Genomic DNA, 24,118 nt, shown 5'->3' on the forward strand with positions numbered 1-24,118 from the left:
GCTCCTGGTGGGGTGGTGGCTCTGGTGGCTCTCGGGCTGAACGTGGGCCAATCTAGTGCCTGTGCCCGATCACGAAGCTTCCTGGTCACCCCTCGAGCCCGACGCGGTGAGCGCTGCCGCCGGCGCGGCATGGACGGTGCGGCTGCTGCCCTCGGCCGGTTCGACCAACGCGCTCGCGGCCGACGACCCCGTTGCCGGGACGATCGTGCTGGCCGACCACCAGACGTCCGGCCGCGGTCGCCTGGACCGGCAGTGGGAGACGCCACCCGGCTCGGCGCTCACCTTCTCCGCGGTGGTCGACCCCGGGCTGGCCGACGAGGACTGGCCGCTGCTCCCGCTCGCGACCGCGCTCGCCGTCGCCGACGGGGTACGACGCTCGACCGGGCTGGAGCCGGCGCTGAAGTGGCCCAACGACCTGCTGCTCCCGCTGCCCGACGGCGGCACCGGCAAGGTCGCCGGCATCCTGCTCGAACGGGTGCCGAACCCTCGCGACGCCGCCCGGCCGCTCGCGGTGATCGGCATCGGCATCAACGTCGGGATGACGCGCGAGCAGCTCCCGGTGCCCACGGCCACCTCGCTCGCGACCGCGGGTGCCGACGCCGACCGGACCGCGGTCTTCGGCGCGGTCGCCGGCTCGCTCGCCGACACGCTCACCGAACTCGCCGCGGACCCGCGCGGGCTCCTCGTCCGCTATCGGCAGGCGTGCTCCACGATCGGCCTGGACGTCGAGGTGCACCTCCCCGACGGCGAGGTGCTCGCGGGACGGGCCGACGACGTCGATGCGCACGGCAGGCTGGTCGTCGCCGGTCGCGCGGTGGGTGCCGGAGACGTCCTCCACGTGCGTCCCGACGTGACATGATCCACACGTGGCGATCAATCCCAAGCTCCTGAACCAGGGCGAGCACGTCGTCTGGTCCACCCGCACGCACGTGAAGGCGCTGCTCGCGCCGGCGCTCGTGCTGATCGTGGCGGCAGGTGTCGGTGGCTACCTCTCCAGCCTTCCCGACAGCAACCGGAAGGTGTGGCTCACCGCCATCTGGGTGGTCGTCGGCGTGGTCGTCGCCGTCTACAGCCTGTGGCCGTTCCTGAACTGGTTCACCACGACCTACACCGTCACCAACCGCCGCTTGACCACCCACTCGGGCGTGATCAGCCGCACCGGCCACGACATCCCGCTGGCCCGGATCAGCGACGTGTCCTACGAGAAGGGCCTGCTCGACCGGCTCCTCGGGTGCGGCACGCTCGTGGTCTCCGACGCGAGCGAGCAGGGCCGGGTCGCGCTGCACGACGTGCCTCGCGTCGAGAAGCTGCAGCTGCAGCTCTCGGACCTGCTCTTCCACGGCGAGCGCCAGGACGCCAAGAACGATGACGGGACCTGAGCCCGCGACCGATCCCGCCGCAGACGCACCGTCCGCCGCCGACCTCGAGCGCGCCATCCTCGGCGAGGCTCCCGGCCTGAGCGGCACTGACGTCTCCGCCGCGGCGGGAGTGTCCCTCGACGACGCCCGGCGGCTGTGGCGCGCGCTCGGCTTTCCCGACGCCGCCAACCAGAACGCCTTCACCAGCGCCGACCAGGAGGCGCTGATCCTGGTCGCCGCCGCTGTCAGGGAGACCGGCGTCGACTTCGAGACGATGCTGCGGCTGACCCGCGCGGTCGGCCTCACGGTGGCCCGGCTGGCGGACTGGGAGGTGGCGACGCTCTCCTCGGCGGTCGAGGAGTTCACCGAGCGCGACGGTGCGTCCGTGGACCTGATGCGGGCCTCGGTGCACCTCGTCGAGGAGCTCGCCCCGCGCTTCGACCGGCTGCTCGTCTACGCGTGGCGCCGCCACCTCGCCGCGTCGGTCGCGCGCATCGAGGCGTTCGCCTCCGACGAGGACGAGCCGGCCACCGAGGCGACCGTTGGTTTCGCCGACCTGGTCGCGTTCACGGCGCTGAGCAACGAGCTGGGCGAGAACGAGCTCGGCGACCTCGTCGAGATCTTCGAGAGCCGCTGCGCCGACGTCATCGCCGACCACAACGGACGGGTCGTGAAGACGCTGGGCGACTCGGTGCTGTTCCTCGAGATCGATCCGGTCGAGGCCATCGACATCGCCCTGGACATCATCGCCGTGGTCGGGCGCGACGAGCGGCTTCCCGACGTACGGATCGGGATCGCGACGGGTCCGCTGGTGCTGCGCATGGGCGACGTCTACGGCCCGCCGGTCAACCTGGCCGCCCGCTTCACGGCCGTTGCCCGCCGCAACCGGGTGATCATCGACGAGCGCACCGCCGAGCTGCTGCCGGCCGCCGACTTCGAGACCCGCAAGCTGCCGGCCCGTCCTCTGCGCGGCTTCGGTGACGTGGAGCCGGTCACGGTTCGCCGGACCCGTCCTCGCCACTGACGACCCCGGCGGCCTCCGCAGCGGCGCGGTACGCGACGGCCAGCGTCGCCACCGTGTCGTGGGCGTTCAGCCCGGACGGGTTCGGGACGACCCACACCTGTGAGCCTCCGAGGGCCTCCGGCTGCGCGCCCGGGACGGCCTTCCGCGCGCCGAAGGCGGTCCGGTACGCCGTGATCCCGGCGACCGCGACGACGGCCGGGCGCCACAGCTCGACGCGCTCGACCAGGCGGGCGCCACCCTCGCGCAGCTCCGTCGCCGTGAGCTCGTCGGCGCGCGCACTCGCGCGGGCCACCAGGTTCGTGATCCCCAGGCCGCGGGAGACGAAGTGGGCCCTGTCCTCGTCGGTCATCCCGGCCGCCGGGTCGATCCGTCGCTCGATGATCCCGGCCGCGAGCAGCGCGGGGTAGAACCGGTTGGCCGGGTGCGCGAAGTGGGTCTGCACCGCAGCGGTCCACAGCCCCGGGTTGATGCCGACGAACAGCAGCCGCAGGTCCTCGCCGACGAGGTCGGGCACGACGTCGCCGCGGTGGGCGTCGAGCTCGGCACGGGTGAAGCGGGGCACGGTGGCCAAGATAGCCACAGCGTGGGCCGCGGTTCGGCGGCACTCGATAGGGTCACCCCGTGTCCCCGACGGTCGCGATCATCGGTGGCGGCCAGCTCGCCCGAATGCTCGCCGAGCCCGCCGCCGCGCTCGGCATCCCCCTCCGGCTGCTCGCCGAGGCCGCCGGTGTCTCGGCCGCCCAGGTCATCCCCGACTGCGAGGTCGGCGACTACACCGACCTGACCACTCTCCGGCTGGTGACCGACGGGTGCGCGGCCGTCACCTTCGACCACGAGCACGTGCCGACCGAGCACCTGCACGCGCTCGAGTCCGACGGGATCGCCGTGCGGCCCGGGCCGGACGCACTGGTCCACGCGCAGGACAAGGCGGTGATGCGCGAGGCGCTCGGCCGGCTCGGCATCCCGTGCCCGCGCAACCTGGTCGTCGAGACGCCCCAGGAGGTGGCCGCCTTCGGCTTCCCGTGCGTGCTGAAGGCCACCCGGGGCGGGTACGACGGCAAGGGGGTCTGGTTCGTCAGTTCCGAGGCCGATGCGGTCGCGGCCTTCGAGCACGCGGCAGCGACCGGCGTCCAGATCCTCGCCGAGGAGCTCGTCGACTTCCGGCGCGAGCTCTCGGCCCTGGTCGCCCGCTCGCCCTCCGGCCAGGTGGCCGTGTGGCCGGTGGTCGCCAGCGAGCAGCGCGACGGCATCTGCCGCGAGGTGGTCGCGCCCGCGCCGGACCTCGCCCCCGACCTGGCGGTGGAGGCCCAGCAGATCGCGATGACGGTCGCCGGCGAGCTCGCCGTCGTGGGCGTGCTGGCGGTCGAGCTCTTCGAGACCGTCGACGGGCGGGTGCTGGTCAACGAGCTGGCGATGCGCCCCCACAACACCGGCCACTGGACCCAGGACGGGTCGGTCACGTCCCAGTTCGAGAACCACCTGCGGGCGGTCCTGGACCTGCCGCTCGGTGCGCCGGACGCACGGGCGCCGTGGACCGTGATGGTGAACATCCTCGGCCCGGCAGCCGGCGGAGCGACCGCGGATCTCTACGACGGCTACCCGCACGCCCTCGCCCGCGACCCGCGGCTGCGGGTGCACCTCTACGGCAAGGCCCTGCGCCCGGGCCGCAAGGTCGGCCACGTCAACGCCTACGGGGACGATCTCGAGGACTGCCTCGAGCGGGCGCGGCATGCGGCAGCATGGTTCGCAGGCGAGCTAGGAGACGAGAGCGAATGACGAGCAACCCAGTGACCCGCGTCGGCATCGTGATGGGCTCCGACTCCGACTGGCCGGTGATGAAGGCCGCCGGGGAGGCGCTCGAGGAGTTCGACATCGGCTTCGAGGCCGACGTCGTCTCCGCCCACCGGATGCCCGAGGAGATGCTCGCCTACGGCAAGGGGGCCGCCGGTCGCGGGCTGCAGGTCCTGATCGCCGGTGCGGGCGGAGCAGCGCACCTGCCCGGGATGCTCGCCTCGGTGACCCCGTTGCCGGTCATCGGCGTACCGGTGCCGCTGAAGTACCTCGACGGGATGGACTCGCTGCTCTCGATCGTGCAGATGCCGGCAGGGGTGCCGGTCGCCGCCGTGGCAGTGGGCAACGCGCGCAACGCGGGCCTGCTCGCGGTGCGCATCCTCGCGGCGACCGATCCGGCTCTCCAGCAGCGGATGACCGAGTTCCAGGCGTCGCTGCGCGACAGCGCCCAGGAGAAGGGCAAGGCCGTCCGCGAGCAGTCGGCCGGAGCCCGCCGGCTCGGCTTCTAGACGACCCGTCTAGGCCTGGTCGAGGGCGGCGTACCGGTCGGTCTCCGCCGCATAGCTCAGCGCGTCCGAGAGGCTTTGCAGGGAGCGCACCGCAGCCAGCTCGAACGGCGACTCGCCGCTCGCCTCGGTGACGGCGGTCGAGACGACGCCCAGGCCGACGACGTCGACCGATCCGTCGGCAAGCCGTGCCCGGGCGGTCACGTTGTGGCCGTCGTCGGCCAGCGTGATCGAAACGTGCCAGGTCTGGGTGTTCATCAGGTGTCCCTCTCGGCGGTGCAGGCAGAGCTTCCACCTCAAGGAAACCGTCGGGCCGGTGGCCGCAGACAGAGCCGAACGACTCGGCTCTCCGGGACTACTGGTCCCGCACGCGCCCGCGCAGGGCCTTGTCCCGCCCGCGGCGCACCTTCGAGTCGACACGCCGCCGTTGCGACGCCCGGCTCGGCTTGGTCGGAACGCGCTTGACCGGCGGCGGTGCGAGCGCACCGCGGATCCGGTCGGCGAGACGCAAGCGGGCGGCCACGCGGTTGCGGTGCTGCGAACGGTGCTCGGAGGCCGTGATCACCACGGTCGCCCCGAGGCGCTCCAGGGCCCGCTGCCGCTGCGTCTCGCTGAACGCGGCCGAGGCGGCGACCTCGAACCGGAGCTCGACCCGGCTGTCAGCGGTGTTCACCGACTGACCGCCCGGACCCGACGAGCGCGAGAACTGCTCGACCAGCTCGTTGCCCGGGATCACCAGGCCGCCCGGCACCCCCGGGCCGGGGCGCACGCGGAGGTCCCCGCCCGGCTCATGGTTCACTCGCGGCGCTCGCTCATGCGGCGCGCTTGCGCCACTCGATCAGGGGACACGTGTCCATCACCATCGGCACGCCCGCCGCCCAGGTGCGCTCGAACGCGTCCTCGTCGACCACGCCGAGCTGGAACCAGACGGCCTTCGCGCCGACCTCGACGGCCTGGTCGGCGAACTCGCCGGCCGCCTCGGAGCGTCGGAACACGTCGACGACGTCGATCGGGAAGGGCACGTCGGCCAGGGTCGCATAGCCCTGCTGCCCGAGCACGGTCGGCGCGTCCGGGTGGATCGGGACGATCCGCTTGCCGGCCCGCTGCAGGGCCGCGGCGACGCCGTACGCCGTGCGTCCGGTGTCACCGGAGAGCCCGACGACTGCCCACGTCTCGAGGTCGTCGAGCATCGTGTCGACGACCGCCCGGTCGTGCCATGACCTCTCCTGCGCACTGCTCATGTCTGTCACAACAGCCTCCTCAGGACGTGCATTCCGGTGCCGTACCCAGCCGTCCTCGGGAGACGAATCTCACGGTTAGCGGTCGTTCACCGGACCATAGGATCAGGCCATGCCCGATGACTTCCCGCTGTACGCCCCGTCCGAGGAGCACCGCACCATCCGCAAGGTGGTGCGCGAGCTCGCCGAGGACAAGATCGCGCCGTACGCGGCAGCCGTCGACGAGGAGGCGCGCTACCCGGACGAGGCTGCGGCCGCGCTGCTTGCGGCGGACTTCCACGCGCCGCACGTCCCGGAGCAGTACGGCGGTGCCGGAGCCGACGCGCTCGCGACGGTGATCGTCATCGAGGAGATCGCCCGGGTGTGCATGTCCTCGAGCCTGATCCCGGCGGTCAACAAGCTGGGCTCGCTCCCGGTGCAGATCGCCGGATCGGAGGAGCTGAAGGAGAAGTACCTCGGCAGGCTCGCGCGCGGCGAAGGTGGGTTCTCCTACTGCCTGTCCGAGCCGGACGCGGGCTCCGACGCCGCCGGCATGACCACGCGTGCGGCCCGCGACGGCGACCACTGGGTGCTCAACGGCGTCAAGCGCTGGATCACGAACGCGGGAGTCTCGGAGTACTACACCGTGATCGCGGTGACCAACCCGGACTCCCGTCGCGCGCGGATGTCGGCGTTCGTAGTGGAGAAGTCCGACGAGGGGGTGTCGTTCGGTGCGCCCGAGAAGAAGCTCGGCATCAAGGGCAGCCCGACCCGCGAGGTGTACTTCGACAACGTGCGGATCCCGGCCGACCGGATGATCGGCGACGAGGGCACCGGCTTCGAGACAGCGATGCGCACCCTGGACCACACCCGTGTGACGATCGCGGCGCAGGCCGTCGGCGTCGCGCAGGGTGCCCTGGACTACGCGCTGGAGTACGCCCTGGAGCGCAAGCAGTTCGGCAAGGCGATCGCCGAGTTCCAGGGCCTGCAGTTCATGCTCGCGGACATGGGGATGAAGGTGGAGGCCGCCCGGCAGCTGACGTACGCCGCCGCCGGTCGCTCCGAGCGCGGTGACACCGACCTGACGTTCTTCGGCGCCGCCGCCAAGTGCTTCGCCTCCGACGTCGCGATGGAGGTCACCACCAACGCGGTCCAGGTGCTCGGCGGCTACGGCTACACGCGCGACTACCCGGTCGAGCGGATGCTGCGCGACGCGAAGATCACCCAGATCTACGAGGGCACCAACCAGGTCCAGCGGATCGTGATGGCCCGCCAGCTGCTGGCCGGGGTGCAGTCGGAGATCTGACCGGCTCAGGGGCGGCGCCGCGTGGCGATCACGCTCTTGCCGGGATGGCGCGCGACCGCGTGCCACGAGTCCGCGAGGTGGCCGACGATCTCGAGGCCGCGCCCCCGGACGCTGTCCGCTCCGGCCACGCGGACGACCGGCCAGCCCGACGCGTCGTCGGTCACCGAGACCTCCACGCGCTCGTCGTCGACGTCGAGCTCGAGGTCGATGGTGCGCGCCTCGGCACGCACCGAGTTCGTGACCAGCTCGCTGACGATCAGGGCGACGTCGTCGCAGACCGCCTGCTGATCCGCCGCGAGGACGTCACGCAGTCCGGTGCTGACGAACCGCCGGGCCGCGGCGGGCGCGTGCAGGTCGCTCGGCAGCCGGGTCCTCATCGCGCACCCACCCAGCGCATCGCCAGCACGGCCACGTCGTCGGGCGCGTCGTCGTTGCGCAGCGTGCGGACGGTGTGGTGCACCAGCGCGTCGGCCGATGCGTGCGCCGCACGCGCCGCGGTCGCGGCCAGGCGGTCCATGCCGGTGTCGATGTCCTCCGTACGGCGCTCGACCAGGCCGTCGGTGAAGCACAGCAGCGTCGTGCCCGGGGCCATCGTGAACGTCGTCGACTCGTACGTCGTCGGGCCGGTGCCGAGTGGTCGGCCGGGTCTCGTGGCGACGAAGGAGGCGCCGTCGGTCGTGAGCAGCAGCGGGGTCGGGTGCCCGGCGTTGGCGATCGTCACCTCGCCGGTGCGCCAGTCGCCGATCCCGACCAGGGCCGTCGTCATGTGGCCGTCGCTGGTGATGTCGAACTGGTGGGAGCACTTCTCGAGCGTGGCGGCCGGGCTGTGTCCGTCGAGCAGGTACGCGCGGATCGTGAAGCGCGCGCGTGCCATCACCGCGACCGCGTCGATCCCGCGGCCGGAGACGTCGCCGACGACGAAGGCGTACCTGTCGCCGTCGAGACCGATGATGCTGTACCAGTCGCCGCCGATGTCGACCCCGTGCCCGCCGGCGACGTACTCCGCGGCGACCTCGAGGTTCGGGATGGCCGGGTGGGCCTGGGGGAGCAGGGCCCGTTGGAGCCGTTCGGAGAGCTCCCGCTGCTGCCCGTACAGCGCCTCGACGGTCCGGCGCCTCCGGGAGAGCTGGTGGCCCGCGGCCGTCGCGCCGACCGTGAGCAGGAGTCCGCCGAGGAGCAGGACCAGCGGAAGTCGCCGGCTCAGCGGTGCTCCGAGGTGCTCGCGGGGTGAGGTCACCAGGGTGAGCACCGTGTCGCCGAAGGGCACGGTCGCGCGGGCGGTCGTGCCGTCCAGCGGCAGCGTCGAGAGCGTGACGTCGGTGGTCGAGAGCGCGGTGAGGTCGGTCTTCGGGCCGAGGTAGATCGCGTAGTGGAGCTGGTGGAACGCCGAGTCGCGGTCGATGGGTGCGCGCCGGTCGGCCGGGATCGCTCGTTCGGCGTACACCGCGAAGTCGCTGGCCGGGTCGGCCTGTGCGTAGGCGATGCTCCTCGCCGTGCCGGCCTTGACCGCGCGCACCTTGAAGGTCTTGGCGCCGAAGGCCTGCCTGACCAGGGTCGTGGCCGGCTTGGGCGCTGCGGCGGGGCCGTGGCCCACCGTCGCGAGCCGCACCAGCCGGCCGCCGTGCCGTTGCCACAGGGAGGCAGAGGTGAAGACCTTGCCCGTGCCCACGTAGGTCGACATCAGGTTGCTGAAGGCGGAGGTGTCGCCCATCGGGCCCGCCACCTTCTCCACGCTGAGAGCGGTGCTCAGCGGAGCCTGGACCAGCAGGATCGCCGTCGATAGCACGGTCGCTGCCTGGTTGGTCTGCACCTGCAGGAGGCGATGCTCGGTGCTGCGATCCGCTCGGGCTGCTGCCCAGGTCGACCCCACGGTCAGCACGAGACATGCCACGGCGACCGAGGCGGTCACAGCGAGCAGCCGCCGCCTCGACCGCCCGTCCGGGGTGGACCGGGCGCCGGGCACCGTCAGCCCGTCGGCCGGATGTCGAAGACCTCTGCCAGGCCGGTGACGGCGAGCAGTCGGTCCACGGAGGGCGGGACGTTGGTGAGCACGATCCTCTTGCCTCGCTCGTGCCCGAGGTTGCGGATCCGGACCAGGGCACCCAGGCCGCTGGAGTCGATGAAGGTCACCTCGCCGAGGTCGATCTCGCACACGTCCGGGGTGTCGTCGAGGCAGGCGGTCGCCTCGGTCTCGAGCTGGGTGACCGTGGCCAGGTCGACCTCTCCGGCGACGACGAGGGTGCGTCGCTCGCCGACCGACGCTGTCACGAACTCAGCCATGGAACCCTCCGCGCGCGTCGACTTCAGCCTGACGACTCGATCAACTCCCGGACGGGCTCGCGGTTACGTGAGCCTGCCGAGCGCGGCGAGTGGAGGAACCGGGTTGGCCCGCCCCCCGAGACGGGCCAACCGGGCTCTTGGTCCCCCAGAACCGGTCCTTCGGGGCCCAAGAGCGCCGACGTGCCCGCCTGATACAGGCCGCGCGTCACTTCTTCAGACGCAGTGACGAGGCAAGGGGTTGCTCGAACCGCGAATCCTTGGCGAATGGCCCTTGTAATCGTACGTATCTTCGGATACCATGGCCACATGGCCGTCTCGGGCTCCCCACGGTGCGACACCCCGGACGACGCTGCCGAGCGCCTGCTGGCCCGCGCGGAGCGCAGTGTCCGAGCTGCCCGGCAGGCAGGGGTCGAGCGGCTCGAGGTCGCCGCCGCCTGGGCCGATCTCCACCTGCATCCGGGCCCCACGGCGCATCCGCTCGACCACTGGACTGAGATCGGTGCCACCGGGCTGCGCATCTACGAGTTCGCCGCAGCCGAGCTCGCCGTCTCGCTCGAGGTCCATCCGTTGGCGGCGCACTGCCTGATGGGCGACGCCGTCGATCTCCAGCGGCGGCTCCCGCGGACGTGGCGGGCCGTGCAGGAGCTCCGGGTCGACGACTGGGTCGCCCGCCGGATCGCCACCCGCACCCGTGACCTGCCCGATCACCTGGCTGTCCTCGTCGACGCGGCGATCGAGGAGCTGCTCGGCGTGCTGCCGGCCGGCCGGCTCTTCGCGGTGGTCGACGCCCGGGTGGTCGAGGCGGACCCGGCCGCCGCCGATGCCAGGGCCGCCAAGGAGCGCACCCGCCGTGGTGTGTGGCAGACGAAGCCCGAAGCCGGCACCGGAGGCCTCTTCGTCCGCGGCGATGCCGCGGACGTGAAGCGGTTCTACGCCATGGCGGACCACATCGCCCACCTCGTTGCCGAGCACGGCGACGGCGAGGAGACGCTGGACGAGCTCCGCGCGCGGGCGGTCGGCATCCTCGCCGACCCCCAGGGCGCTGCAGACTTCCTCGCCGGCGGCGATCCTGCTCGCGGCCGAACGATGCTCTACGTGCACACGACCCTGGAGCAGCTCGCGTCGCCGAAGTACGCCGCCCTCGGCCTCAGTCGGGTCGAGGACATCGGTGCCTTCACCAGGAGCCGGCTGGTCGAGCTCCTCGGCCACGAGCACGTCAGCATCCGCCCGGTCCTCGCCCTCGCCGGCCAGGCACCCGTCGACGCCTACGAGGTCCCCGGCAGGCTCGCCGAGGCCCTCCACCTCACCAAGCCGGCCGACGTCTTCCCCTATGCCTCCTCTCTCTCCCGGACGCTCGACAAGGACCACACCGTCCCCTACGAGCCCGACGGTCCGCCCGGCCAGACCCGGCTGGACAACCTCGGCAAGCTGACCCGCCGACATCACCGGGTGAAGACGCACGCCACCGGATGGACGGTCGCCCAGCTGCCCGGCGGCAGGTTCCTCTGGGTCACCCCGCACGGCCGCTACCGGATCACCGACCCCTCCGGGACTCACGTCGTGCAGGTGTTCAGCGGCAACGTCGTCCTCGCCGCGTGAGCTACCAGCCCGCGCCGAAGCACTGGAACGGCACCACGCCGTCCGCCGAGGCGACCACCTCGGCAAGCGCGTCGGCGGGCGCGGCGCCGGCCGCGACCAGGCGATGCCAGTGGGCGAGTGCGTCGCAGGCGACCGCGTCCGCGACGAGCGCGGGGGAGGAGAGCACGGTCCGCGCGCCGGCGTGCAGCCAGGCGGCGGTCATGCCGACCGTCTCCTCGCCGCGGAGCACGGAGACCTGGCCCAGCTCGCAGGCGGACAGCACCACGACCGACGGGGTCTGCGGCAGCAGGTCGATGTCGTGGCCGAACCACGGTCCGTCGGCCAGCTCGACCGCCGAGAACAACGGGTGGTCACCGGCGTGCACGCCGTGGCCGGCGAGGTGGAGCACGTCGACCCGCCCGGCGACCTCCGCGACCTTCGCCGCGTTGGCGTCGTCGCCGTGGAGCACGTCCGCGGACTTCCACTCGGCGGCGGCAAGGTCGACCTCCTCGGCGGCGCGGTCGACCCGCGGGCCGGCGACCAGGCCGATCCGCTTCGGCTTCCCGGGCCGCGTCTCCATGAGCTCGAGCCACCGCGTCGCGGACGTCGGCACGGTCAGCGGGCGGCCCCGCAGCCCGGGCAGCAGCGTCCACGGCGTGCCGGCGAGCAGGGCCGACGGGGTCAGGACGACGCGGCGATCACCGACGAGGTCGAGCAGCGGAGTCACGAGCTCGTCGGCGACGGCAGCAAGGTCCTCCTCGAGCGAGGCACGCACGGTCTCGCCGAACGAGCCCCCCGGGTTGTGGGCGGCGAAGTCGAGGTCGGCGGCGATCCGGTCGAGCTGGTCGCGCACCCGGGCCGCGCCGTCGAGCGGCACGACGTGCGTGTCCTCCGCGGTCACCACCAGCGCCGTGAGCTGGTCGTCGAGCACGATGTGCGCGACCAGGGCGGCCCCGTGATCGGCGAGACGGAGCTTGAGCGCGTCCAGAGTCGCCGGCTCGCCCACCGAGCCCTCGGCGGCGTACCAGGTCTTCGAGCGGATCCGCTCCCGCAGCTCCCGCGCCTTGGTCGTCTCCTTCGGGTCGAGCAGGCGCAGCTCGGTGAGGTCGGCCGCGAGCTGGGGGTCCGGAGGCGGTCGCAGCGAGGTGACTTTGGATGCGAGAGCCCGGGCGCGCTCGGACCACTCGAAGACGACGTCCGGCCGGCCGTCCTCGAGCGCCAGCTCGAGACCGAGCCGAGCGAGGGCGTTGCCGTGGCCTACCATCGTGCTCTGCAGGTCGAGGCTGCCGAAGGACGCCTGCCAGGCGTGCAGGTCGGCGAGCCCCTGCCGCACGTGCTCGCGCGCGATCCTCGCCTGACCGCGAGCGCGCGCCAGCTCTGCCTTCACCTCACGCGCCAGCAGCCGGGTGCCGATCGGGGTGTCGTCGGTGATCCTGGTCTTCCTGAGCCGCGCGGCTGCGTCGTCGAAGTCACCGCGTCGGATGACGAGGCGTACGACGTGGAGCGCGAGCTGTTCGGCATCACGATGGTGGCCGTCGCGGATCAGCTGGGCATGAAGGCCGTCCGCCTGCTCACGGAGGCGGCGGTCGCGAGCGCCGAGCGTGACCCCGGCAATCAGTGCAAGAGCCTCGGCGCGTGCGGCCCAGACTGGACTGTCGTGATCGGAGAACCGACGTGCCGCTCTGCGAGCCACGGAACGGGCGCGATGAGGTTCGCTGTGCATGAGGGTTCGAGCAAGGACGAATTCGCACTCCGCCTGGAATCGACGCAGGCGCTGCGAGCCGTAGGCTGCTGCGGCGCTGTCCAGCGCTTCGGCGGCCTCCCGAATCCGCCCCGCCGCGAGAAGGACTTCCGCCCGATCCTGGAACAGGACGGAGCGAAGGACGTCGGTGAGCGGCATCATCGCGTCCATGGCCAGATCCATGTGATGGAGCGCCGAGATGAGGTCCCCGAGGAGCAGTTGGATGTATCCGAGGTTGTGCTCTGCCTTTCCCATGGTCTCGTCGAGTCCCGCTCGAGCCAGGTGCTCGCGGGCCTTCACCAGGTCGGGTGCGGCGGCATGAGGATGGCTCCGGTACAGGTGGACGGTGCCGCGGTTGAGCAGAGCACGTCCGAGGAGCGCATCGTCTCCCTCGAGGAGCGGGATCGCCGTCGAGAAGGCAGAGAGCGCCTCTTCGCGGTCGCCTCGGCGCATGTACAGCAGCCCCATCTGGGACCACGCCATTCCCTGCGTCATGGCGCTGAGACCACTTGTCCGGGTCACGGCCGCGCAGATGCTGATCCCGGCCTCGAACCCGTGCAACTCTGCTTCGACGTACGCGTCCGAGACCGCGATCCGAGCGAGCGCATCGGGATCGTCACCGGCAAGTGATCTGGCGCGATCGAGCATGGCACGGGCGCCGGAGAAGTTGCCCGAGCGGACGGCGGTCATCGCCCGTTCCCGCAACTCCTCTCCACTCGGCACATGGTCATCATGGCTTGATGCCTGCCAAGGTGGAAACGGCGTTCCAGGAGCGGGCGATGGCCGTCGCGACCTTCTCCGGCTTCCCTGGCGCCGGCAGCTTCGAAGCCACCGCGGCTGCGACCCTGCCGGCGAACAGCGGCGCAGCGAACGACGTGCCGCTCCAGATCGCAAATCGGCCGGTGTAGTCGTCTGGGTCCTCGGTCTCGCGGATTCGCTGGTAGGCCCTCGTGCGCACCATCGGCTCGAAGCCGCCCTGGAACGGCGGAATCGTGCTCACCACGGAGGCGCCGGTCGCATAGGTGCGCACCCAAGGACCCGTGTTGGTGAACAAGGCGTCGGTCCCGTTCGGGTTGAGCGCTCCCACCGAGACGATCGGGACCCTCGACTTCGACGGCTTCACCGTGCCCTTTCCGTCGACCCAGGGAGCGAACGCTGCCGGGAACATCGGCCGGGCCGTGGCGTCGTTGCCGGCTGAGCAGACCACCGTCACGCCGCACTCGCCCATCAGCTTGAGGATGTCGTACATCGTCGGATCGAAGAGCACGTCTTCCGGGGTCTCGTGGTAGTAGCCCATCGACAGGCTCAGCACATCGATCGCACGGCCGCCCTTCTCGCCGTCGCGATGGCGCCGGGCGAGCTCGGCGATGTCGGACAGCGCGTTGACCAGGTCACTCTCGACGATCGGGCCGTCGGATCCGACGATCCGCCACGCGATGATGTCCGCGTCCGGGCAGCCCTGATGGACGAGGCCGCAGATGAAGGTGCCGTGACCGGCGTACTCGTCGATGCCGCCGTCCAGGGGTCCGACCTGGTCGGGGTACTTCTCGGGGTCGGACTGCCCGTCGACGTAGCCGATGGGCTTCCCGTCGAGCTTGACCTTGTGGTTCACGACTGGATTGAGCCACGGGTGATCGCCGCAGCCGGTGTCGAGCACCGCGACCACGGGCCGACGTCTCCTCTTGAATTGGACGTTCGGCCGCCGCACGGGAGCGGGTCCGACGAACGCGATGGGCTGGCGCCCGCCGCTGCCCTGCCGTGCATAGGAAGCCACACCCGCAGACATCGCGGCTCCCGACGGGTTCGGGTCGTGCGTCGGGTTGGGGTCGTGCGTCGGGTTGGGGTCGTGCGTCGGGTTCGGGTCGTGCGTCGGGTTGGGGTCGTGCGTCGGGTTCGGGTCGTGCGTGGGGTTGGGGTCGATCCCTCGCAACGTCACGAGGTGGTCGAGACCGACTCCCTGCATGGCCTTCACGCCGAATCGTGCGCGCGCCTGCTGCAGCAGGACCCAGCCATCGGGGGCGAGAGCGGCGCGCTGGTCCTTGACCTGGATCTCGACGCGCACGACGCCGAGCCGGCTTCGGTGCTTGGGGATCCGACGCTCGGAGTCGGTCGTCTCCAGCTCCCAGCCGAGTTCGTCCGCGATCTCCTGGAGCCGTTCGATCTGGCGCTTGAAGTCGGTGTTGCGGGCAATGGTCAGCCGAGGGCCGACGTACACCGTCGAGCGCGGTGTGACCCCCTTGACCTGGAGGGCAGTCCCCGGGTCAAGGACGCGACCGCTGACCTGGGCGAGGACCTGCCTAGGCGGAACCGCTGGTTCGCGGTGGGTCGAACGGGGAGAGCCGGGAGATGGTTTGCGCTGGGAGGGGCGAGGGGTGCTCTGCGCCATGTGTTCCTCAGATCCAGAAGGGCGGCGTGGCCTGCGGTCGGCCACCGGACTCGGTCACGAAGGTCATCCGGCAGGCGCCCGCGGGCGCCACCGGGAACTCGAAGCGACCCGAGTCGCTCACCTGGGCTTCCAGCACCCCGCCCTTGCGGAGCACCGAGGACAGCATGACGGTCATCGGCTGCGGAGGCGAGACCCAGCCGTCCAGGCGCGCCTGGCGGCCGCGCCGGGAGATACGCAGCTGCACCCGGAAGCCGGGCCCGAGGTACTCCAGCGACCAGGTGCCGGTCTCGTCGGGTGCGCGCAGCGTCGCGGTGCTGCGTACGCCGGCGAGCGCCTCGTCGTTCTCGACGAGCGTCAGCAGCTCGTACTCGAGGTCCTGCGCAGCAAGCCGGGCCAGCACGCCGTCCGCGAGGTCCGCCGGGGGAGGGTCGAGCTGCTCCCAGAGGCGGGCCACCGTGTCGAGCAGCTCGTCGTCCGACCGGGGTGCACCAGTCGTTCCCCCACTCTTGTTCTCAGCCATCACAGTCCCCCTGCCAGCGTCAGCTCCTGGCGCAGCTTGTCCAGGCACCGGCCACGGGTGGGCCCGATGCTTCCGACCGGCATCCCCAGGGTGTTGGCGACGTCGGTGTAGTTGGGTCGCGGTCCGGCCGCGACGATCCGCAACAGCTTCTGGCAGCGCTCCGGCAGCCGGTCGAGGCACTCGCGCACCAGCGCAGCCTCGTCGTCGAGCAGGACCTGCCGCTCGGGTGACTCCTGGTCGGGCAGGCGGTGGGCGAGGATCTCGTCGTCGACCGGCCGTTCGCGGCTCGCCAGGCGGCCCGCGCGCCACGCCTCGCGGCGAGCCGAGGTGCACAGCCAGGCGGCGATGGCCTGCGCGCTGGTGATCGAGTCCGCGTGGTCGACCAGCGCGATCCAGGTGGTCTGGACGACGTCCTCGGCGCTCTCCCGGTCGAGACCCGTCGCACGGACGACCTGCCACAGCACCGGGCTCAGCACGCGGACGAGGTCGTTGAGCCCCTCGGCGTCACCGTCGCGCCAGCGCGTGAACGCTGCGGCCGCGAGCGCCCAAGGCGTCTCGGGTTCGGTGCCGGGGGACGTCCGGGGTACGTCAGACACTCTGATCACACCCCTTCAGAGACGCCCCCGTGCCGTCTGATACCAACGGTGTGAAATCTAGTGCCGGGAGGCACTCGCGGGAAGGATCACCGCGCGAAGGCGGCCAGCATCTCCTCGTTGAAGGCGGGCAGGTCGTCGGGCTTGCGGCTGGTGACCAGGTTCCCGTCGACCACGACCTCCTCGTCGACCCAGTTCGCGCCTGCGTTGCGCAGGTCGGTCTGGAGGCTCGGCCAGGAGGTCAGCGTCCGCCCGCGCACCACGTCCGCCTCGACGAGCGTCCACGGCGCGTGGCAGATCGCGGCGACCGGCCGGCCGCTCGCGACGAACGCGCGCACGAAGTCGATCGCCTGCTTGTCCATCCGCAGTGCATCGGGGTTCGCCACCCCGCCGGGCAGCACCAGGCCGTCGTACGACGCGGGGTCGGCGTCCGCGACGAGGTCGTCGACCTCGTAGGTGCCGTCCTTGTCGAGGTGCCGCATGGCCTGGATCCGACCGGGCTTCGTCGACAGGAGGCGGGGCGTCCCGTCGGCCTCCTCGACCGCCTGCCAGGGCTCGGTGAGCTCGATCTCCTCGACGCCCTCCGGTGCCACCAGGAACGCGATCGTCTTGCCGCTCAGGTCGGCCATCTGGTGTTCCTCCTGTCCGCTTCCGGGTATGGCGTGGGTCGTACCCTCGGCTGAGGGACGGATGCGCCGACCAGCAGGAGGATCGATGTCAGAGATGCCGGGTGAGGGCGATCGCGAGCTCTACGGCCAGCAGAGCGTGGACGACGAGGACCAGCCCGGTGCGGAGGACTGGATGCTCGACCGCGGCCTCGAGGACCCGCTCGACGAGGGGTTCTCGCCGCCCGAGCGCGAACCGGCCCACCTGCGCCACGGCGTGACCCGAGAGGAGATGCGCACGGGGGAGACCCTCGAGGAGCGGCTCGCCGAGGAGGAGCCGGACATCGACCCGTACGCCGACACCAACGACTACGGCACCGCCGACCCGCGCGCCGGCCGACTGGTCGCGCCGGACGAGGGCTTTGGCGAGGACGACGAGAAGGACGAGCTGGCCGAGGACGTCGGCATCGACGGCGGGGCCGCGAGTGCGGAGGAGGCTGCCGTCCACGTCATCGACTCCGAGGACGGGCCCGAGACCGAGCCCGAGTACCTGCTCGACCAGGACGAGGACGCCGATCCCGACCTGCGCCCCTGACCGCGCGGTGCTCATCGACGTCGCAGTGCCCGGCGGCAGTGCCGAGGCCTGGCTGAGCCGTCCTGACGACGGAGCAGATCACCCGGGCGTGCTGCTGTTCATGGACGCGTTCGGCATCCGGCCGGCGATCGGCCGGATGGCAGACCGCATCGCCGGCTGGGGCTACGTCGTGCTGGCCCCCAACGTGTTCCACCGTGAGGGGACGATTGCCGAGCTCGCGCCGAACGACGACCTGAGGAAGCCCGACGTGCGCGAGGCGTACTTCGCCGTGGCCGCGCCGCGCATCCGCCGGCTCACCCCGGAGGTCGCCGGGCCCGACATCGCGGCGTACGTCGATGCGCTGCGTCGGCTGCCGGGCGTCGCCGACGGTCCGATCGGAGTGACCGGCTACTGCATGGGTGCCCGGCTCGCCGTACGGGCAGCGTGCCTGCAGCCCGACGTCGTCGCCGCGTGCGGCGGCTTCCACGGCGGTGGCCTGGCCACGGACGCCGGCGACAGTCCGCACCTCGGCCTCGGCCGGGCGCGGGCCGCCTTCTGCTTCGGCCATGCCGACGGTGACCGCTCGATGCCCCCCGACGCGATCGCCCGGCTCGATCAGGCGCTCGACGACGCCCAGCTCGATCACGTGACCGAGGTGTATGCCGGGGCGCCGCACGGCTACACGATGGCCGACACCTCGTCGTACGACGAGGCGGCCGCCGAGCGTCACTACACGGCGCTCGAGGACCTGCTCAGAAGATCTCTGGGACCTCGCTCGCCTTCCCGGTGAACCGCGGGTCGCGCTTCTCGAGGAACGCCGCAACGCCCTCCTTGCCGTCGCCGACCGACGTGTGCCACATCGCCAGGCTGTCGGCGCGATGCGCCTCGAGAGGGTGCGACACCGACGAGTTGCGGTAGAGCAGCTGCTTGGCCAGCGCGACCGCGACCGGCGAGCGCCCGACCACGAACGACCGCGCAAGCGTGTACGCCGTCTCGAGGAGCTCCTCCGGCTCGTGCACCGACCGGACCAGCCGGCCCGAGAGCGCCTGCTCGGCGGTCAAGATCTCCGCCGAGTACACCCACTCCAGCGCCTGCTGGATCCCGACGATGCGGGGCAGGAACCAGCTCGACGCGGCCTCGGGCACGATGCCGAGCTTGCCGAAGACGAAGCCGATGCGGGCCTTCGTGGAGGCGAGCCGGATGTCCATCGCGAGCGTCATCGTCGCACCGATGCCGACCGCAGGGCCGTTGATCGCGGCGATCACCGGCTTGGGACAGGCATGGATGGCGAGGGTCACCTTGCCGCCGGTGTCGCGCACCCCGCTCTGGAACGGCTCCTCGGTCAGTCGTTCGCGCAGGTCGGCCGGCGTCGGCGCCGCGTGCTCGTCGAGGCCGAAGACGTTGCCCTCGGCGGAGAGGTCCATGCCGGCGCAGAACGCTCGTCCGGCACCGGTCACCACGATCGCGCGGATGCTGTCGTCGACCGCGGCGTCGCGGAAGAACCGCTCGAGCTCGGTGGCCATCGTCACCGTGAAGGCGTTGAGGGCGTCGGGCCGGTCGAGGGTCAGGGTGGCGATGCCGTCGGCGTCCACGCCGACGCTGAGGGTCTCGAAGGAGTAGCTCATGGGACGTTCGGGATTCCTGTCGCTTGGCACAGGCTCTTGGGGATGTCGCCCGTGTGGTCGGTCTTGAGGAAGCGCAGCAGGGCGATCGCCCGCTGCGTGTCCCAGTGCACGGCGAGGTCGCGGATCGGCATCGAGCAGGTGAGCCCGTCCTTGCCGTTCACGCGGGTCATCGCCCAGCCGAACCGGGCCAGGTCGACGACGCTGCTGTCCTTGTCGACCTTCAGGGAGGACGTCGCTGCCATGTTGATCCGCCAGTAGCGGAACGGGTTCAGCGCGGTCCACGGCGACTTCACCTTGGCACCGATCGCACTGACCACCTCGCGCTGGTGACGCGCCCGGTCGATGTCGCCGATGCCGGAGGTGTGCCGCGAGCGGGCGTAGCCCAGGGCGGTGATGCCGTTGACGTGCTGGCAGCCCTTCTTGATGTTCAGGTTCGCCCGCCGGTCGACCATCTTCTTCGTCGGGCAGACGGTGACGCCGCCCACCGCGTCGACGGAGTTGACGAAGCCGCCGAAGCCGATCTCCACGTAGTGGTCGATCCGGACGCCGGTGTTCTGCTCGATCGTCTGCACGAGCAGCGGCGCCCCGCCGTAGGCGAACGCCGCGTTGATCTTGGTGGTGCCGTGGCCCGGGATCGGCACGATCGAGTCACGCGGGATCGAGAGCAGCAGGCTCGGTCCTGCCCCCGTGTGCAGCAGCATGATCGTGTCCGTGCGCTGGCCGACGTCTCCGACGCCCCCGGTCCCGAGCCGGCGGTTCTCCTTCTTCGTCAGGCCCTTGCGGCTGTCGGACCCGACCAGCAGGTACGTCGTACCGGGCTGCGAGGCGGGCCGCGCACCGGCCGGGCTCGCGTCGACCTGGTCGATCCGCTTCCACGCGAAGACCGGCACCAGGACCAGGTAGGCGATCCAGGCGACCAGGAGCAGCAGCACGAGCTTGCCGTAGGGGAACCGGCGGTTGCGTCGCGGAGACGCGGGAGACGCGGGAGACGGGGGCGGCGCGGCCGGCCTGGGTGGGCGGGGCGCGTCGGCCTGCCGGGCCCGCGGCATGACCCTGGTCGCCTCAGGCTCCTCGGCAGGCTCGCGGGCAGGCTCCGGGGTTCGCTTCTTGCCGTAGAGCCAGTCGTACTCCGGCGGGTCTGAACGGTCCGGCATGGCCGTGACGGTACAGGGCTGCGCCGCGCGGCTAGCGTGTGTGCCCATGAAGCCGCGGCCGCCCTCCTACGGCAGGGTCTCGCTGAGCCTGCTGGCGGGCCAGACCCACGTGAACCTGCTCGGCAACATCCACGGCGGCGAGGTGATGCGCCTGGTCGACTCGGCCGCCGGCGCCGCAGCCGGCCGGCACAGCGGCGGGCCGGCGGTCACCGCCGCGATGGACGAGATGGCCTTCCTCGCGCCGGTGCACGTCGGTGACATCCTCCGCGCGGAGGCCCAGGTCAACTGGGCAGGACGCACGTCCATGGAGGTTGGCGTGCGGGTCGAGACCGAGCCGTGGAACCAGGCCGGGACCGACCCGGTGCACGTCGCGTCGGCGTACCTGGTGTTCGTGGCGGTCGGCCCCGACGGCGAGCCGCGCGAGGTGCCGCCGCTGGCCCCGGAGTCGCCCGACGAGGTACGCCGGATGCGCGAGGCCGGGATCCGGCGTGCCCACCGGCTCGCCCGGAAGGAGGAGATCCTCGCGGCGCGCCGCACCTGAGTGACGCATGTGACTGGTGATACTTGGCGCCATGCAGCAGCAGGATGCCCGGGTGCAGGTCGGGCGGATCAGGTTCCGCCGCGCCGTGGCGCTGATGGTGATGACCCTGGTGCTGCCCGGGTCGGCCCAGCTCGTCGCGGGCCGCCGCGAGGTCGGCCGGGTCGCGATGCGGATCTGGTTCGGGCTCGTCGCCTTCGGCTTCCTGTTCCTGCTGGTGAGCGTCTTCTCCCACACGTTCGCGATCTGGTTCTTCACCAGCACGTTCAACCTGGGGCTGATCCGGTTCGCGCTGATGGCGCTGGCCGTGGGCTGGGCGCTGCTGCTCGTGGACGCGTGGCGGCTCGGGGAGCCACTGGCCCTGCGGCAGAAGCAGCGGCTCGCGATGGTCGGCATCAACGGCGTGCTCTGCTTCGCGGTGGCGGGCTCGCTGCTCTACGCCTCGCACGTCGTCAACGTGAACAAGGACGTCCTCGCCGCCGTGTTCGGCAGCAGCAAGGTCACCGGTGCCCACGAGGGGCGCTTCAACATCCTGCTGCTCGGCGGTGACTCCGGCGCCGACCGTTGGGGCCTGCGCCCCGACAGCATCACGGTCGCGAGCATCGACGAGGAGACCGGCAAGACGGTGCTCTTCGGGCTGCCGCGCAACATGCTGAACTTCCCGTTCGCCAAGGGCTCGATCATGGCCCAGCAGTTCCCGCGCGGCTACAACTGCGGCACCCAGTGCGAGCTGAACTCCCTCGCTACGTGGGCTGCGGACCACAAGGCGCTGTTCAAGGGAGTCGCCAACCCCGGGGTCGAGGCCACCAAGGAGGCCGTCGAGGGCATCACCGGCCTGAAGGTGAACTACTACGCGATGGTCAACCTCCGCGGCTTCCAGAAGATGGTCGACGCCGTCGGCGGGGTCACCCTCGACGTCCGCGACCGGATCCCGATCGGCGGCGTCGGCGGGCCGGGTCACGGGCTACATCCAGCCCGGCAAGCGCAAGCTCAACGGCTTCCAGACGCTCTGGTTCGCCCGCTCCCGCGAGTCCGCGGACGACTACTCGCGGATGGCCCGGCAGAAGTGCGTGATGAACGCGATGCTCCACCAGCTCAGCCCGCAGAAGGTGGTGCTGAAGTTCGAGAAGATCGCGAAGGCCAGCGAGGCACTGATCTCCACCGACGTGCCGCTGTCCGAGGTCGATCGGTTCGTGAGCCTGGCGCTCAAGGCACGCAGTGAGCCGGTCCGCACGGTCTCGTTCGTGCCTCCGATGGTGAACACCAGCCATCCCGACATCGGCCTCATCCAGGACGCCGTGCAGTCCGCCCTCCACCCCAAGGCGAAGTCGACCCAGAAGTCGGCCCAGAAGAGCACGACGGGCCAGAAGGGCACGGTGACCACCACGCCCAAGCAGCCCGCGTCGCAGGGCACCACCGGCGGGGCGATCGGCAGCCTGCACTCCGGGTACGCCGCCAACCAGGCCGAGGACCTCGGCTCGGCCTGCTAGGTCTCGGCCGGCTCGACACCCTCTAGGGTTCTGGGCGTGTCCTCCCCGAGTGTCGTCGCCGTCGTGGTGACGTGGAACCGGCGCGACCTCCTCCAGGAGTCGCTCGCGACGGTGCACGGGCAGACCCACTCGCCGGCGGCGATCGTGGTGGTCGACAACGCCTCGACCGACGGCACCGCCGAGCTGCTCGACTCGGCGTACGCGACGGAGCTGGGCCTCGACGTGGTGCGGCTGCGGGAGAACACGGGTGGCGCCGGCGGGTTCGCCATGGGCATCGAGCGGGCGCTCGTGCACCACCCCGACCTCGTCTGGCTGCTCGACGACGACACCGTGCCCACGCCGACCGCCGCGGAGGAGCTGGTCCGCACGTGGCAGGCGTACGACGGCGAGCGGCCGGCCGTGCTGGCCAGCAAGGTCGTGTGGACCGACGGGCGCGACCACCCGATGAACACGCCGCGGCCCAAGCCGGGCGCCTCCGCAGCGGAGACTGCCGCCGCCGAGCGGGTCGGTGCCGTCCCGGTCCGCTCCGCGTCCTTCGTCTCGCTCATGTGCGACGCGGACCGCATCCGCGAGCGCGGCCTGCCGGTGGCCGACTACTTCCTGTGGAACGACGACTTCGAGTACTCCACCCGGCTGATCCGGGGCGGCACCGGTCTCTACTGCCCGTCGAGCGTGGTGGTGCACAAGACCCGGGTCTTCGGCTCGACCGATGCCGACCCGGGGGAGCGCTTCTTCTACGAGGTCCGCAACAAGATCTGGATGTTCTCGCGTTCGCGCAGCCTGAGCGTTCCGGAGAAGGCGCTGTACGGCGCGTCGACCGCTCGACGCTGGGCGCGTACCTTCGCCAAGTCCTCCGACCGCCGGGTGCTGCGTCGCGCCCTGGGGCGAGGCCTGGGAGCCGGTCTGCGGCGGCCACGCCCGAACGCACAGGTCCTCGGCGACGCCCGCCCTCCTGCACCCACGGGGCGCAACCAGCCGTTCACGCTGCTGGTCAGCACCTACGCCAACGACGACCCTGCCTTCCTGCGCGAGGCGGTGCTGTCGTCGACGACCGGCCAGACCCGGCCGCCCGACGAGGTGGTGCTGGTCCAGGACGGTCCGGTCCCCGAAGCCCTCGCCGGCGAGATCAAGCACCTCGCCGAGGCCTTGCCGATGCCCGTCGTCCACCTCGCTCTGCCGGCCAACCTCGGTCTCGGCCCAGCGCTCGACGCCGGTCTGGCCGCGGGCAGCCACGAGATCGTCGCCCGGATGGACGCCGACGACGTCAGCCTGCCGGAGCGGTTCGAGCGGCAGATCGCGGTGATCGAGGCCGGTGCGGACATCGTCGGCTCCGGCCTCCTCGAGTTCGGCTCCTCCGTCGAGGACGTCGTCGGGCGTCGTACGCCGCCCACGGACCCCGACGAGATCCGCCGCGTGATCCGCTTCCGTGACCCCTTCAACCACCCGACGGTCGTCTACCGCCGCAGCGCGGTCCTGGCTGCGGGCGGCTACACCGACATGGCGCTGCTCGAGGACTACCTTCTCTTCACCCGGATGGTCGAGGGCGGCGCGGCTCCGGCGAACCTGGCCGACCCGCTGGTCTACTACCGGGTGGGGGCCGGAGCCTACGCCCGCCGCGGCGGGCGGGCCCTGCTGCGCAGCGAGCTGAGGCTGCAGCGCCGGTTCCGCGAGCTGGGCATCACCTCGCGCAGGGAGTACCTGCGCAACGTGGCGGTGCGCGGCGGCTACCGTCTGGTCCCCGAGGGTGTGAGAAAGGTCGCGTACCGCCGCCTGCTGGCGAACAGGACCGGTGCGGCCCGCCGGTAGACTGCCTTGGGCTCATCTGTCTATGA

The 24,118-nt window shown here is 71.5% G+C and carries 26 protein-coding genes and 2 pseudogenes; 14 read left to right on the plus strand and 14 right to left on the minus strand.

Features of this window, described 5'->3' with window-relative positions:
- Positions 1 to 61: 61 nt before the first annotated feature.
- Genes ACVW00_RS05690 through ACVW00_RS05700 form a run of 3 tightly spaced genes read left to right on the plus strand, consistent with a single transcriptional unit; the run spans position 62 to position 2,382 of the window.
- A complete protein-coding gene (locus ACVW00_RS05690; protein WP_457109933.1) occupies positions 62 to 859 on the plus strand; it encodes a biotin--[acetyl-CoA-carboxylase] ligase in 798 nt (265 codons plus the stop codon).
- 7 nt (positions 860 to 866) lie between these two features.
- Positions 867 to 1,379 carry a PH domain-containing protein gene (locus ACVW00_RS05695; RefSeq protein ID WP_457109934.1) on the plus strand — a complete coding sequence of 171 codons (513 nt, stop codon included), beginning with the start codon at positions 867 to 869 and terminating at the stop codon, positions 1,377 to 1,379.
- Positions 1,366 to 2,382: an adenylate/guanylate cyclase domain-containing protein gene (locus ACVW00_RS05700; RefSeq protein ID WP_457109935.1), complete on the plus strand. Its 1,017-nt coding sequence runs from the start codon at positions 1,366 to 1,368 to the stop codon at positions 2,380 to 2,382. Before ACVW00_RS05695 ends, ACVW00_RS05700 begins: the two co-directional genes overlap by 14 nt.
- Here the strand turns inward: ACVW00_RS05700 and ACVW00_RS05705 are convergent.
- Positions 2,351 to 2,944 carry a mismatch-specific DNA-glycosylase gene (locus ACVW00_RS05705; protein ID WP_457109936.1) on the minus strand — a complete coding sequence of 198 codons (594 nt, stop codon included), beginning with the start codon at positions 2,942 to 2,944 and terminating at the stop codon, positions 2,351 to 2,353. The two genes, ACVW00_RS05700 and ACVW00_RS05705, sit on opposite strands and share 32 nt — an antisense overlap.
- 59 nt (positions 2,945 to 3,003) lie before the next feature.
- Between ACVW00_RS05705 and ACVW00_RS05710 the strand changes: the two genes are divergently transcribed.
- Positions 3,004 to 4,158 carry a 5-(carboxyamino)imidazole ribonucleotide synthase gene (locus tag ACVW00_RS05710; RefSeq protein ID WP_457109937.1) on the plus strand — a complete coding sequence of 385 codons (1,155 nt, stop codon included), beginning with the start codon at positions 3,004 to 3,006 and terminating at the stop codon, positions 4,156 to 4,158.
- A complete protein-coding gene (purE, locus tag ACVW00_RS05715; protein ID WP_457109938.1) occupies positions 4,155 to 4,682 on the plus strand; it encodes a 5-(carboxyamino)imidazole ribonucleotide mutase in 528 nt (175 codons plus the stop codon). Before ACVW00_RS05710 ends, purE begins: the two co-directional genes overlap by 4 nt.
- 9 nt (positions 4,683 to 4,691) lie before the next feature.
- Here purE and ACVW00_RS05720 read toward each other — a convergent pair whose 3' ends face one another.
- The 3 genes from ACVW00_RS05720 to ACVW00_RS05730 form a co-directional block, all read right to left on the minus strand.
- A complete protein-coding gene (locus ACVW00_RS05720; RefSeq protein WP_457109939.1) occupies positions 4,692 to 4,937 on the minus strand; it encodes a dsRBD fold-containing protein in 246 nt (81 codons plus the stop codon).
- A gap of 97 nt (positions 4,938 to 5,034) precedes the next feature.
- On the minus strand, positions 5,035 to 5,448 hold the full coding sequence (gene arfB, locus ACVW00_RS05725) for an alternative ribosome rescue aminoacyl-tRNA hydrolase ArfB (protein ID WP_457109940.1): 414 nt from the start codon (positions 5,446 to 5,448) through the stop codon (positions 5,035 to 5,037).
- Between the two features lie 43 nt (positions 5,449 to 5,491).
- Positions 5,492 to 5,920: a CoA-binding protein gene (locus ACVW00_RS05730; RefSeq protein ID WP_457109941.1), complete on the minus strand. Its 429-nt coding sequence runs from the start codon at positions 5,918 to 5,920 to the stop codon at positions 5,492 to 5,494.
- Positions 5,921 to 6,029: 109 nt separating this feature from the next.
- Here ACVW00_RS05730 and ACVW00_RS05735 point away from each other — a divergent pair, with 109 nt between their 5' ends.
- Positions 6,030 to 7,202 (plus strand): acyl-CoA dehydrogenase family protein, encoded by a 1,173-nt coding sequence (locus tag ACVW00_RS05735; protein WP_457109942.1) that lies wholly within the window; start codon positions 6,030 to 6,032, stop codon positions 7,200 to 7,202.
- A 5-nt stretch (positions 7,203 to 7,207) separates the two neighbouring features.
- On the opposite strand, the gene ACVW00_RS05740 is transcribed toward ACVW00_RS05735, so the two are convergent.
- The 3 genes from ACVW00_RS05740 to ACVW00_RS05750 all read right to left on the minus strand — a co-directional run bounded on the left by ACVW00_RS05740 (position 7,208) and on the right by ACVW00_RS05750 (position 9,482).
- The gene (locus tag ACVW00_RS05740; RefSeq protein ID WP_457109943.1) at positions 7,208 to 7,579 is read right to left on the minus strand and encodes an ATP-binding protein; all 372 of its coding nucleotides are present in this window, start codon (positions 7,577 to 7,579) and stop codon (positions 7,208 to 7,210) included.
- The gene (locus ACVW00_RS05745) at positions 7,576 to 9,012 is read right to left on the minus strand and encodes a PP2C family protein-serine/threonine phosphatase (RefSeq protein WP_457109944.1); all 1,437 of its coding nucleotides are present in this window, start codon (positions 9,010 to 9,012) and stop codon (positions 7,576 to 7,578) included. Before ACVW00_RS05745 ends, ACVW00_RS05740 begins: the two co-directional genes overlap by 4 nt.
- Positions 9,013 to 9,167: 155 nt before the next feature.
- Positions 9,168 to 9,482: an STAS domain-containing protein gene (locus ACVW00_RS05750; RefSeq protein WP_457109945.1), complete on the minus strand. Its 315-nt coding sequence runs from the start codon at positions 9,480 to 9,482 to the stop codon at positions 9,168 to 9,170.
- 306 nt (positions 9,483 to 9,788) lie between these two features.
- Between ACVW00_RS05750 and ACVW00_RS05755 the strand changes: the two genes are divergently transcribed.
- On the plus strand, positions 9,789 to 11,081 hold the full coding sequence (locus ACVW00_RS05755; RefSeq protein ID WP_457109946.1) for a hypothetical protein: 1,293 nt from the start codon (positions 9,789 to 9,791) through the stop codon (positions 11,079 to 11,081).
- A gap of 1 nt (position 11,082) precedes the next feature.
- On the opposite strand, the gene ACVW00_RS05760 is transcribed toward ACVW00_RS05755, so the two are convergent.
- From ACVW00_RS05760 to ACVW00_RS05780, 5 genes are all read right to left on the minus strand, one after another.
- A complete protein-coding gene (locus ACVW00_RS05760; protein WP_457109947.1) occupies positions 11,083 to 13,491 on the minus strand; it encodes a CHAT domain-containing protein in 2,409 nt (802 codons plus the stop codon).
- A 40-nt stretch (positions 13,492 to 13,531) separates the two neighbouring features.
- Entirely contained in the window at positions 13,532 to 15,016 is a 1,485-nt protein-coding gene (locus ACVW00_RS05765) for a S8 family peptidase (protein WP_457109948.1), read from the minus strand.
- Positions 15,017 to 15,194: 178 nt separating this feature from the next.
- A complete protein-coding gene (locus tag ACVW00_RS05770) occupies positions 15,195 to 15,707 on the minus strand; it encodes a hypothetical protein (protein WP_457109949.1) in 513 nt (170 codons plus the stop codon).
- Complete coding sequence (locus ACVW00_RS05775; RefSeq protein ID WP_457109950.1) at positions 15,707 to 16,303, minus strand: RNA polymerase sigma factor; 597 nt, start codon at positions 16,301 to 16,303, stop codon at positions 15,707 to 15,709. The genes ACVW00_RS05770 and ACVW00_RS05775 overlap by 1 nt, the downstream gene beginning before the upstream one ends.
- An 86-nt stretch (positions 16,304 to 16,389) precedes the next feature.
- Positions 16,390 to 16,929, minus strand: a complete 540-nt coding sequence (locus ACVW00_RS05780; RefSeq protein WP_457109951.1) for a type 1 glutamine amidotransferase domain-containing protein — start codon at positions 16,927 to 16,929, stop codon at positions 16,390 to 16,392.
- An 85-nt stretch (positions 16,930 to 17,014) separates the two neighbouring features.
- Here ACVW00_RS05780 and ACVW00_RS05785 point away from each other — a divergent pair, with 85 nt between their 5' ends.
- Together ACVW00_RS05785 and ACVW00_RS05790 are read left to right on the plus strand one after the other, a co-directional pair.
- Positions 17,015 to 17,500, plus strand: a complete 486-nt coding sequence (locus ACVW00_RS05785) for a DUF5709 domain-containing protein (protein WP_457109952.1) — start codon at positions 17,015 to 17,017, stop codon at positions 17,498 to 17,500.
- Between the two features lie 7 nt (positions 17,501 to 17,507).
- Complete coding sequence (locus ACVW00_RS05790; protein ID WP_457109953.1) at positions 17,508 to 18,269, plus strand: dienelactone hydrolase family protein; 762 nt, start codon at positions 17,508 to 17,510, stop codon at positions 18,267 to 18,269.
- On the opposite strand, the gene ACVW00_RS05795 is transcribed toward ACVW00_RS05790, so the two are convergent.
- Both ACVW00_RS05795 and ACVW00_RS05800 read right to left on the minus strand, forming a co-directional pair.
- Complete coding sequence (locus ACVW00_RS05795; protein ID WP_457109954.1) at positions 18,232 to 19,104, minus strand: crotonase/enoyl-CoA hydratase family protein; 873 nt, start codon at positions 19,102 to 19,104, stop codon at positions 18,232 to 18,234. The genes ACVW00_RS05790 and ACVW00_RS05795 overlap by 38 nt on opposite strands.
- On the minus strand, positions 19,101 to 20,258 hold the full coding sequence (locus ACVW00_RS05800) for an LCP family protein (protein ID WP_457109955.1): 1,158 nt from the start codon (positions 20,256 to 20,258) through the stop codon (positions 19,101 to 19,103). The genes ACVW00_RS05795 and ACVW00_RS05800 overlap by 4 nt, the downstream gene beginning before the upstream one ends.
- Positions 20,259 to 20,304: 46 nt before the next feature.
- Here ACVW00_RS05800 and ACVW00_RS05805 point away from each other — a divergent pair, with 46 nt between their 5' ends.
- The 5 genes and pseudogenes from ACVW00_RS05805 to ACVW00_RS05825 all read left to right on the plus strand — a co-directional run bounded on the left by ACVW00_RS05805 (position 20,305) and on the right by ACVW00_RS05825 (position 24,092).
- Complete coding sequence (locus tag ACVW00_RS05805) at positions 20,305 to 20,799, plus strand: acyl-CoA thioesterase (RefSeq protein WP_457109956.1); 495 nt, start codon at positions 20,305 to 20,307, stop codon at positions 20,797 to 20,799.
- Between the two features lie 382 nt (positions 20,800 to 21,181).
- Positions 21,182 to 21,664: pseudogene (locus tag ACVW00_RS05810) on the plus strand (LCP family protein); the annotation flags it as partial.
- A gap of 100 nt (positions 21,665 to 21,764) precedes the next feature.
- Positions 21,765 to 21,833 (plus strand): annotated as a pseudogene (locus tag ACVW00_RS05815) (hypothetical protein); the annotation flags it as partial.
- 156 nt (positions 21,834 to 21,989) lie between these two features.
- The gene (locus ACVW00_RS05820; RefSeq protein WP_457109957.1) at positions 21,990 to 22,286 is read left to right on the plus strand and encodes a hypothetical protein; all 297 of its coding nucleotides are present in this window, start codon (positions 21,990 to 21,992) and stop codon (positions 22,284 to 22,286) included.
- Between the two features lie 36 nt (positions 22,287 to 22,322).
- Positions 22,323 to 24,092, plus strand: a complete 1,770-nt coding sequence (locus ACVW00_RS05825) for a glycosyltransferase (RefSeq protein WP_457109958.1) — start codon at positions 22,323 to 22,325, stop codon at positions 24,090 to 24,092.
- Positions 24,093 to 24,118 lie beyond the last annotated feature (26 nt).

This window comes from Marmoricola sp. URHA0025 HA25, from assembly GCF_054059435.1.